The organism is Sediminibacterium roseum, from assembly GCF_009939005.1.
Lineage (GTDB): Bacteria > Bacteroidota > Bacteroidia > Chitinophagales > Chitinophagaceae > Sediminibacterium > Sediminibacterium roseum.
This window is the reverse complement of the sequence record NZ_JAACJS010000015.1, coordinates 1,914,391-1,923,117: the sequence shown is the minus strand read 5'-3', so window position 1 is coordinate 1,923,117 and position 8,727 is coordinate 1,914,391. Positions and strand designations below refer to the sequence as shown.

The following is an 8,727-nucleotide window of genomic DNA, read 5'->3' as shown; positions in this document are numbered from 1 at the left end:
GCTGCAGCTCAACGGCGGTGATCAGCATCTGTGTAACGGATGTAAGGGTGCCTGGCACCAACGGCGCCAAAGTATATGTGTGCCACACCCCATCGGGCAAGAACAAAACACCGCAGACACTGCAGGTGGCCTTGAACCAGGTGTCCTCGCACATCGGCTCCGGCTCATGCGGAAGCGATAACAACGACAGGCTGGGAAGCTGCGACCAGTCGCCATGCAACACGCCTGTTGTGAACACGATCGTCTTTGGCGGCAACACATCAAAGACCACGAAGGAGGAAGGAGAAGCGGTTGTTACCAGCGATGAGGACCTGAAAGTAACGGTAATGCCAAACCCATCCACCACCTACTTCACGCTGAAACTGGAGAGCAGGTACGACCAGCCGGTGAACATGCGCGTGATGGATGCCAGGGGCAGGGTGATCGATGCCAAATCGAAGATCGGCGCCAACAGCACCCTGCAGATCGGTCACAATTACAGCAGCGGAACGTATTACGCAGAACTGATACAAGGAACCAAACGTAAAGTGGTACAGATGATCAAAGGCAGAGGGTAATACTGGCGTACTATCTAAAGCTTAACGCTGAACTACAAGGTCCCGCTTTATGCGGGACCTTTTTTTGCGATGAAACAGGGAAAAAGGTATTCAGTACCTTGCAATCTTATCTTACTTCTTCCATGAAGACCTTTGCCGAAAAAGTAATTTCCTTTAACAAACAGCTTTCGTTCAACGGAACATTGCCCGAAGGCATACGCATCATGAATCCTTTTAAAGAGGATAAAAAAGTAAACGCCATCGCTTCGGCATTTTACAGGAAATATTACGATGATGATTCCAGGCGCCACATCATTTTAGGTATTAACCCGGGAAGATTTGGCGGCGGTATTACAGGAATTCCATTCACAGATCCAAAAAGACTGATTGAAAAATGCGGCATCCCCTTTCATGGCGAACTGAAGCACGAACCCTCTTCGGCATTTATTTATGAGATGATAGATGCATTTGGCGGCCCGCAAAAATTTTACGGCAAGATCTACATCAACTCGATCTGTCCATTGGGATTTACTTCAATCAACAACAAAGGAAAAGAAGTAAACTACAACTACTACGACAGCAAAGAACTTACCGCAGCCGTTTATGGGTTCATTACAGAAAGCATCCAAAAACAGATCAGGCTTGGCGTATACACAGATACGGCCTTCTGCTTCGGTACAGGCAAAAACGAAAAATTTTTACGCGAACTGAATGAAGAGAAAAAATATTTCGGGAAGATCATCGCTTTGGAGCACCCGAGGTTCATCATGCAGTATAAAGCAAAGGAAAAAGAAAAGTACATCGGCAAGTACCTGCAAACCCTGAAACAAGGATGAAAATTATTTCAACAATTCCCCGGCCTTTCCTCCGATCAATTCTTTGATCTTTCCTTTGAACAGAGAAGCCGCAAAAGGCAATTCAGCGTCGATATCCACGCTTGAGGCAGTAACCGTTAACTTACCGGATACATCAAAACCCATTACCGTTAAACCAAAAGTACCGGTGTTTCCCGACCAGTTTTCAGTGAGGTTGGATATTTTATCGCCATGCTCCTGTTTTAATTGCCCCAATGCATTTTGAATTCTCTTCAACGCCTCATCCTGCGTTAACTGGTGCGGAACACTCATGTTAAAACTTGCCATACAAATCTTTTGGAATGAAAAAAATCAAACTAAACCAGGTAAAAAAGTGCGGGATTGAGATCCCGCACTTCGTATTCCAGACGCTCTATTTAATCTTATTGTTTGTCATACACACATTTCAAAGTAAGCTCGCCCTGCGGTGTGGTGATGGCATTTGTCAGGATGATGGTTTTACCATCTGCGCCCAATGACCATGATTCATTACTGCTCAGGTCGAACGACTGCCCGTTTGCAGAAATGGCGATCTTTGAACTTACGGTAAACGTATTGCCATCTGCAGCCCAGGTCATAACAGATTTCTTTTTACCGTTGCCGTTGAACACGCTTGTTTCAGACTCTTTGCCATTGCTCAACATTTCGGTGCTGGTGGCGGGCGATCCATCCATTCCCAATTGTGTTTTGGTGAAGGTGGTGCCTTCGGCTTTCTGTTCGATCACGATCTTGGTGGGAGCGGCCCGGCCCATCTGCCCCAACTCACTCTTGCCCTCATTCAAAACCCAGGTGCCGGAAAAATCTGCCTGGTAAACTTTGATACCGGTAAACGAAAAGCCCAGCGTGATCAACAACGCCAGCGCCGCAATCTTTTTCAATGGATAATGAAACATAATTTTTTTTATTAAAAATAAAGAAAAAACAAGCGGGTTTAAGTTATTTGTTTGTTGTTTAACTGTTTGTTTGTTCCACAATATAAGAAGATCAATCCGACCACTTTTTTTCGGTACTTTAGTGAAAACGGGATCTGTTGGTTTTGAAGCATAAACGATTGGCCCGGTCTTGAATGCAGTAACCTGCGGTAAAAAAACATTGATATGAATCTCCAGATAAAAGATCACCTCTTCATCGTTTCCGGCGCAACCTCCGGTTTCGGCAAAGCCATCGCGGAAGCCTTGATCGCAGAAGGTGCAAACATCATTGCAGTTGCGCGCGGCGAAGAAAAATTGAAAGCGCTGCAGTCTGCCGCACCGGCACAGGTTGAAATTTTTGCGGGGAGCATGTCTGACCAGCAAACCATCGATCAATTGAAAACGATCGTGGGCAAAAGGCAGTTGCATGGGATGGTGGTGAATGCTGGGGGCCCACCCGCCAAAACGGTTCTTGAAACAACGCTGGAAGACTGGGACAATGCCTATCTAAACATTCTCCGTTGGAAAGTGGCCCTCACGCAAACCTTTGTTCCCGCCATGATGGAGCATCGATACGGAAGGGTGGTTTACATAGAGAGCTCATCTGTAAAACAACCACTTGAAAACCTGGTACTGAGCAATTCGTTGCGCGTTGCCGTGGTGGGAATGGTGAAAACACTTTCACAGGAAATTGCGAAGAGCGGGGTAACGCTCAATATTCTCGGCCCGGGTTCACACAATACGCCGGCGATCGACAGGATCTATCACAAAAAAAGCGAACAAACGGGGATGCCCTTTGCGGAGGTAAAAGAAAAAGCGATAGCCCAGATCCCCGTAGGCGCACTCGGTGAGGCAACAGACTTTGCCAGCCTTGCCCTTTGGCTGCTCAGCCCGATGAGCAGGTACGTAACGGGAGAAACAATAACAGTAGATGGCGGTTCAGTGAAAAATATGTTGTAGCACTGTGCAGGAAAAACAGGTTTGTAACGTTATGAAACGTATAACATTCAAACTTTATCCCTTACGCCTGCTCCGTAACAGCCTCTTTTGGCTCAACATTCTTCATCGTTAACTGGAACTTTGTATTGAGCGAAACCACGTAATCGCTTTGTTGGAGGATGGCCTTTACATTGGCATCTTCGAGCATCACCAGGGCCAGGTCTGAAGCCAGCGGCAACCCGCTGATGATATTGGCCACGCGGCCTTTGTTAAACTCGATTGAAAATTTGTACCCAGCCTTGCGCCCGCTCCCTACACGTTCGAAATCGATGCGGTTCAGATCCAGCACCTGGTCGCCATTGACGCTCCGTTTCAACAGGATCTTGATAATAGGAAGATATTTTGTCCAGATCTGTGTGTACATGGCTGTAATTTATGGTTTTTGGGGCTTATGTATTGAGTCTCACGGTATACGAAAACCGGTGTAAAGGTGCATCATTATCGCCGAAATCCCAATTCGCGTTTGCGTTATGTAAAACCTCTTCCAAAATCCTTGCCAGACCGGCACCGGAATGGGCCGGGGTATTATCTTCGCCGGTATTATGACAAACATCGACAGCGTAGTATTGGAGCGGGCCATCGTACACAAAGTAGGCAACCCCACCCGTGGTGAAGCATTGAAATTGTCGGCCAACCCGTTAACCCTTAACGATGAGATCGTACGCGGATTGCTGACCAGGTACTTCCTCGGCCCGTTCAACGAGAATGAGCAGTTCCATTTCACACACATCAGCGATCTGGGTATGAACGAGGTGTATCATTATGTGAGCGAGATGTTCGATAACCCCAAAAACTTTACACTGCAAAGCATTCAGCTTGCGCAGTTTCTTTATAGCAAAAGCACACACGCAAAAGTAAAAGAAGGCGAACTCTACGTGGTTCAGTTCAGCAATGTGCCTTTCGGAACAGAATACATAGAGGCCATCGGCATTTTTAAAAGCGAAACGAAAGAGACCTTTCTCAAGGTATTTCCGCATGGCGAGAGTTGGGAAGTGATCGCAGAAGACGGGATCGACATCAACAAACTCGATAAAGGCTGTCTCGTGTTCAAAAAGAACCGCGAAGAAGGCTATGTGGTTTGCGTGGCAGACAACACCAACAAACAAAACGACGCACATTACTGGGTGAACGAGTTTTTACAGGTAACGCGCAGCGCCAACAGCTATCATTATACAGACGCCGCGTTGGGCATGTGTAAGCTTTTTATCAGCAACGAACTTGCAGAGAAATTCGACGTAAACAAAAGCGACCAGATAGACATGCTCAACCGCAGCATGGAATATTTTAAAACAAAGGACGAGTTCAAACTGAACGAGTTTGCCGAAGAAGTACTGCACCACCCTGAAGTGATCGACAGCTTTACACAGTATAAACAAACCTACGAAGTGGCGCGCCAGGTGACCATTGAAGATGAATTTGACATCCATTTGTCTGCCGTAAAAAAACAGGAGCGTGTGTTCAAAAGCGTTTTAAAACTCGATAAGAATTTTCACGTTTACATCCATGGCCGGAAAGACCTGATCGAGAAAGGTTATGATGAGATGACGGGGAAACACTTCTATAAATTGTATTTTGACCAGGAGTCGTAACCGCTCCCGCAAACACCGCTTATTTCTTTTTTCCAAAGATCTTCGAAATGAACGACCCGCTTTCCAATGCCAGTTCTTCAAGGTCTCTCAGGTAATCGTATTGCAGGTCTTCGTGCAATGTTTTCAACGCCGTATTTATTTTCTTGACCTGGGCCAGGTACAGGTTGTGCAACACGGTGCTGCGCGGGATGTTGGGGATGGTTTCCTTCATTTGGCGGCAGAAAGAGATCAGCAACGCAACCTCCACCTGCTTTGAACCTGCGTATTTGATGTATTTATTGGTGATGCGTAATATTTTACGCAAACTCTTTTTACTGAGGTAAGCATTGGCTTTGGGAAGCTCGGCAAAACCTTCCTCCATCAGCGATTTTACACTGTTGATGTAGGCCTCTTCGTCGTGCGACTCAAACAACAGGTAAGTCAGCAGCTCTTTGTTCTCTTTTTTGAACCTCGCCAGCCGCAACGTGAGTTCCAGCAAACGCTGATGACTCACCGCCTGGAGCTCCTGTTTCAATTCCTGTATAGACGCCGTTTTCATGCCTGCAAGGTAAAACGAAAAAGTGCAGCGTAAATCTGCTTGTGTGCCGGCAAATGATTTATTTTACACCATGCCGTTCGACACTTCGCAACCACACCCCGAATTGCTCCAGGAGCTGGTGACCATGAAAATGCCTTTCGGGAAATACAAGGACCGCATTCTCTGCGATCTGCCCGATCATTATCTTGAATGGTTCCAGCGAAGCGGTTTTCCAAAAGGAAAACTGGGCATCTTGCTGGAAACGATGTATGTGATCAAACTGAATGGACTGTCTTATTTGCTGGATCCTTTAAAAAAACAAAATATACGCATGAGGTAAAACGGATGAAAAGCATTCTCCGTACTTCAAGCTGTTTCCTGTCATCGTTAAATCAACTACCATGCACATAGCCCGCCGATCTTTTATCCGTAAAACAGCCACCGTATTAACCGGCAGCCTGCTTGTTGGCAACAGGATCTTTGCCGCAACACCGCAGCCGATTACCGGCATCCAGTTGTATTCTGTTCGCGACGATATGAAAAAAGACCCTCTCGCAACGCTCAAAGCGCTGGCGGATATGGGCTATCAATACGTAGAGCACGCCAACTACGTGAACCGGAAATTTTATGGATACGGTGCTGCCGAATTCAGGAAAATCCTCGACGAGCATGGTCTTAAAATGCTGAGTGGCCATACCGTAATGGGGAAGGACCACTGGGATACTGCCAAAAAACAATTCACCGATGCGTGGAAATACACGATAGAAGACGCAGCTACCTGTGGCCAGCAGTTTGTGATCAGCCCCTGGCTCGATGCGGGTCTGCGCAAAACCTACGATGATATGCTTGCTTACATGGAAGTGTTCAACAAAAGCGGCGAACTCTGTAAAAAAGCGGGCATGCGTTTCGGGTACCACAACCACAACTTTGAGTTCACCGAAACCTTGAACGGTAAAAAAGTATACGACATCATACTGGACAATACCGATCCGTTGCTGGTGGTACAGCAGCTCGACATGGGCAATTTGTATGGCACCGGCGCCGATGCGTACGAGATCATACAGAAGCACCCCGGCCGTTTTGTTTCGCTGCATGTGAAAGATGAAATTAAAACAGCCAATGGCGCTTACGAAAGCACGATACTCGGCACCGGCGTGGCCAACACAAAAGCGGTTACCGATCTTGGGAAAAGATCGGGTGGCACGTTGCATTTCATCATCGAACAGGAATCTTACCAGGGCAAAACACCCATCGACTGCGCGAAAGAAGACCTGCGCGTGATGAAACAATGGGGCTATTGAACCGGGTGCAGCGCCCGTTTCAAAATTGCTGCACCGATTTATAAATGCCACGCGCCACGGCAAAGGTTATGATACCGGCAATGCTTTTGGCGCCGATCTTGTCCATGATGCGCGTGCGGTGGCCCTCAACGGTGCGCTTGCTCAGGTTGAGCGTGAAGGCGATCTCCTTGCTTGTGCACTCACGGCAGATCAATCGCATGATCTCTTTTTCGCGTTCGGTAAAATGGATCTCCAGTTGCGGCGGCAGCTGGTAATTGCGTGTAACGATCTCGGTTAGTTTTTCGGTGATCTCCCTGCAGAAATAAGGTTTGTGCTGGTATACCGTGCGGATGGCTTCAGAGATCTCATCCGCATCCGCGCTTTTTAAAACATAACCCAGCGCCCCGGCCTCCAGCATCTTGAGGATGGGCTCCTCTTTGCCGAATGCCGATAGAACAACAACCCGGCAACCCAGCTTTTTTCTTGTGATCTCTTTGGTGGCCAGTACGCCATCCATTACCGGCATACTGATATCGGTGAGCACAACATCGGGCGATAATTCAATGGAACTGCGCAGCAATTCCTGCCCGTTGGAAACTTCTCCTATTACTTCAATGTTCCTCGACTGGGAAAGCAGTGTGCGCAAACCGTTTCTGAACAATACATGATCATCCGCTATCAGTACCCTGATACATTTCTTTTCCATAAGTAGTTTTTGGTGTGATGAATACCGGTAAACAACCGCAAGCGGTAAAGGGAACAATTTCAGCCGGGGAGAACAGTAATCAATCAGGTATTTATACTGAAAACCGGGGGGAATACACGGTTTTTTCAGGAGGAGGATCGGGTACTTCGAAAGTAGTTGGTGTGTAAAGTGGAAACAACAGTGAAAACACGGTTTTTTATGCGGCTGCCTGTTGCGAACGCAGGGTTCGCGGTGCTCTTCTGCATCAGTTTCTCGGCGCCTTGAATTCATCCAGCAATTCGGCAACACTCATCTCCAGCCCCTGGGCCAAAGCAACCAGCGTGGTAAAGGCAATGTTCACTTTTGCTTTTTCAATACGCTGTACCTGGCTGTAATCAAGACCCGCCGCAGCCGCAAGCTGGCGGATGCTCAGTCCCCGCTCTTTCCGCAACCTGGTCAGGTGCGTGGCAAAACGCATCAATATTTTTTCTTTTGAACCCATTGAGAATAACAAGGTCGCTGCAATGCCCGGTTTAGCTGACGTATGGTCATACGTCACCACAAAACAAAGCATTAATTTGCACCGGCAATTTAAAAACCATTGCACAGTGAATATGATCCAGCCATTTCTTTCCACCGCCTCCCGCCAGACGCGCCACCTGGTCTTGTATGTGGTGGTGTTGCACATGATCAGGACCGGGAAAGCGGTAAGTCATTGATCGGTTTGTTGGTTGGCTGTTGCCCGTTGCGGCCGCGGCCAACCAACAAACCTGTTAACTAAATGTGGAGTACTAACCCCGATGAAATTCAATAACCATCTATATTTTATTGAAATTTAACGGGCTAACCTCCTTCATATGATCAGTGCTGTTACGTCGGCTTACAGAATGGTAAGTAAGCATGGTTTTGCAGAAATCATGCAGAATTCGGTCACCGGTGAAAAATCATTACACGCCGCTGCATTTTTTGATGCGGGCGATGTGGTTACCGGGTTTATCGCAGACAGGATCCTCGATGTTCCCACTTACCTTACTGTGCAAACCGGTACCAGCAAGCACATCACGCTGCTCCCAGACTTTTTACAGTTTGTAAACCACAGTTGCGATCCGAATGTATTCTTTGATACCACGCACATGGAACTGGTGGCGCTGAAAGAGATACAGCCGGGTGATGAACTCGTGTTCTTTTATCCTTCGAGCGAATGGGAAATGACACAGCCCTTCGAGTGCCTGTGCGGGTCAACCCGTTGTTTGCACCGGGTGCAGGGCGCAGCTTTCTTGTCGGAGGAAGAAGCGATGCGCTACCGGCTCACCGACTTTATCAGGGAACAACTGTTAAACAGAAAGACAATATAGC

The 8,727-nt window shown here is 47.4% G+C and carries 13 protein-coding genes; 7 read left to right on the top strand and 6 right to left on the bottom strand.

From position 1 onward, the window contains the following. Together GWC95_RS19565 and GWC95_RS19560 are read left to right on the top strand one after the other, a co-directional pair. A partial coding sequence (locus tag GWC95_RS19565) for a T9SS type A sorting domain-containing protein (protein ID WP_161820394.1) occupies positions 1-557 on the top strand: 557 nt, incomplete at its 5' end. 122 nt (positions 558-679) lie between these two features. Beyond that, positions 680-1,372 carry a uracil-DNA glycosylase family protein gene (locus GWC95_RS19560; RefSeq protein WP_161820393.1) on the top strand — a complete coding sequence of 231 codons (693 nt, stop codon included), beginning with the start codon at positions 680-682 and terminating at the stop codon, positions 1,370-1,372. A 3-nt stretch (positions 1,373-1,375) separates the two neighbouring features. Here the strand turns inward: GWC95_RS19560 and GWC95_RS19555 are convergent, their stop codons facing one another. Both GWC95_RS19555 and GWC95_RS19550 read right to left on the bottom strand, forming a co-directional pair. Beyond that, complete coding sequence (locus GWC95_RS19555) at positions 1,376-1,678, bottom strand: polyhydroxyalkanoic acid system family protein (RefSeq protein WP_161820392.1); 303 nt, start codon at positions 1,676-1,678, stop codon at positions 1,376-1,378. A gap of 95 nt (positions 1,679-1,773) precedes the next feature. Then, the gene (locus tag GWC95_RS19550; RefSeq protein ID WP_161820391.1) at positions 1,774-2,283 is read right to left on the bottom strand and encodes a hypothetical protein; all 510 of its coding nucleotides are present in this window, start codon (positions 2,281-2,283) and stop codon (positions 1,774-1,776) included. A gap of 204 nt (positions 2,284-2,487) precedes the next feature. Here GWC95_RS19550 and GWC95_RS19545 point away from each other — a divergent pair, with 204 nt between their 5' ends. Next, entirely contained in the window at positions 2,488-3,261 is a 774-nt protein-coding gene (locus GWC95_RS19545) for an SDR family oxidoreductase (protein ID WP_161820390.1), read from the top strand. Positions 3,262-3,322: 61 nt separating this feature from the next. Here GWC95_RS19545 and GWC95_RS19540 read toward each other — a convergent pair whose 3' ends face one another. Next, positions 3,323-3,664, bottom strand: coding sequence for a hypothetical protein (locus GWC95_RS19540; RefSeq protein WP_161820389.1), 342 nt, complete (start codon positions 3,662-3,664; stop codon positions 3,323-3,325). A 178-nt stretch (positions 3,665-3,842) separates the two neighbouring features. On the opposite strand from GWC95_RS19540, the gene GWC95_RS19535 reads away from it, so the two are divergent. Then, the gene (locus GWC95_RS19535; RefSeq protein WP_161820388.1) at positions 3,843-4,889 is read left to right on the top strand and encodes a nucleoid-associated protein; all 1,047 of its coding nucleotides are present in this window, start codon (positions 3,843-3,845) and stop codon (positions 4,887-4,889) included. Positions 4,890-4,908: 19 nt separating this feature from the next. On the opposite strand, the gene GWC95_RS19530 is transcribed toward GWC95_RS19535, so the two are convergent. Continuing rightward, the gene (locus tag GWC95_RS19530) at positions 4,909-5,427 is read right to left on the bottom strand and encodes a hypothetical protein (protein ID WP_161820387.1); all 519 of its coding nucleotides are present in this window, start codon (positions 5,425-5,427) and stop codon (positions 4,909-4,911) included. A gap of 43 nt (positions 5,428-5,470) precedes the next feature. On the opposite strand from GWC95_RS19530, the gene GWC95_RS19525 reads away from it, so the two are divergent. Beyond that, on the top strand, positions 5,471-5,746 hold the full coding sequence (locus tag GWC95_RS19525) for a DUF3820 family protein (RefSeq protein ID WP_317164140.1): 276 nt from the start codon (positions 5,471-5,473) through the stop codon (positions 5,744-5,746). 61 nt (positions 5,747-5,807) lie between these two features. Then, positions 5,808-6,707 (top strand): sugar phosphate isomerase/epimerase family protein, encoded by a 900-nt coding sequence (locus GWC95_RS19520; protein ID WP_161820385.1) that lies wholly within the window; start codon positions 5,808-5,810, stop codon positions 6,705-6,707. 19 nt (positions 6,708-6,726) lie between these two features. Here GWC95_RS19520 and GWC95_RS19515 read toward each other — a convergent pair whose 3' ends face one another. Both GWC95_RS19515 and GWC95_RS19510 read right to left on the bottom strand, forming a co-directional pair. Beyond that, a complete protein-coding gene (locus GWC95_RS19515) occupies positions 6,727-7,392 on the bottom strand; it encodes a response regulator transcription factor (protein ID WP_161820384.1) in 666 nt (221 codons plus the stop codon). Between the two features lie 244 nt (positions 7,393-7,636). Beyond that, on the bottom strand, positions 7,637-7,873 hold the full coding sequence (locus GWC95_RS19510) for a helix-turn-helix domain-containing protein (protein WP_202630317.1): 237 nt from the start codon (positions 7,871-7,873) through the stop codon (positions 7,637-7,639). Positions 7,874-8,228: 355 nt separating this feature from the next. Between GWC95_RS19510 and GWC95_RS19505 the strand changes: the two genes are divergently transcribed. Then, positions 8,229-8,726 carry an SET domain-containing protein-lysine N-methyltransferase gene (locus GWC95_RS19505; RefSeq protein WP_161820383.1) on the top strand — a complete coding sequence of 166 codons (498 nt, stop codon included), beginning with the start codon at positions 8,229-8,231 and terminating at the stop codon, positions 8,724-8,726. Position 8,727 lies beyond the last annotated feature (1 nt).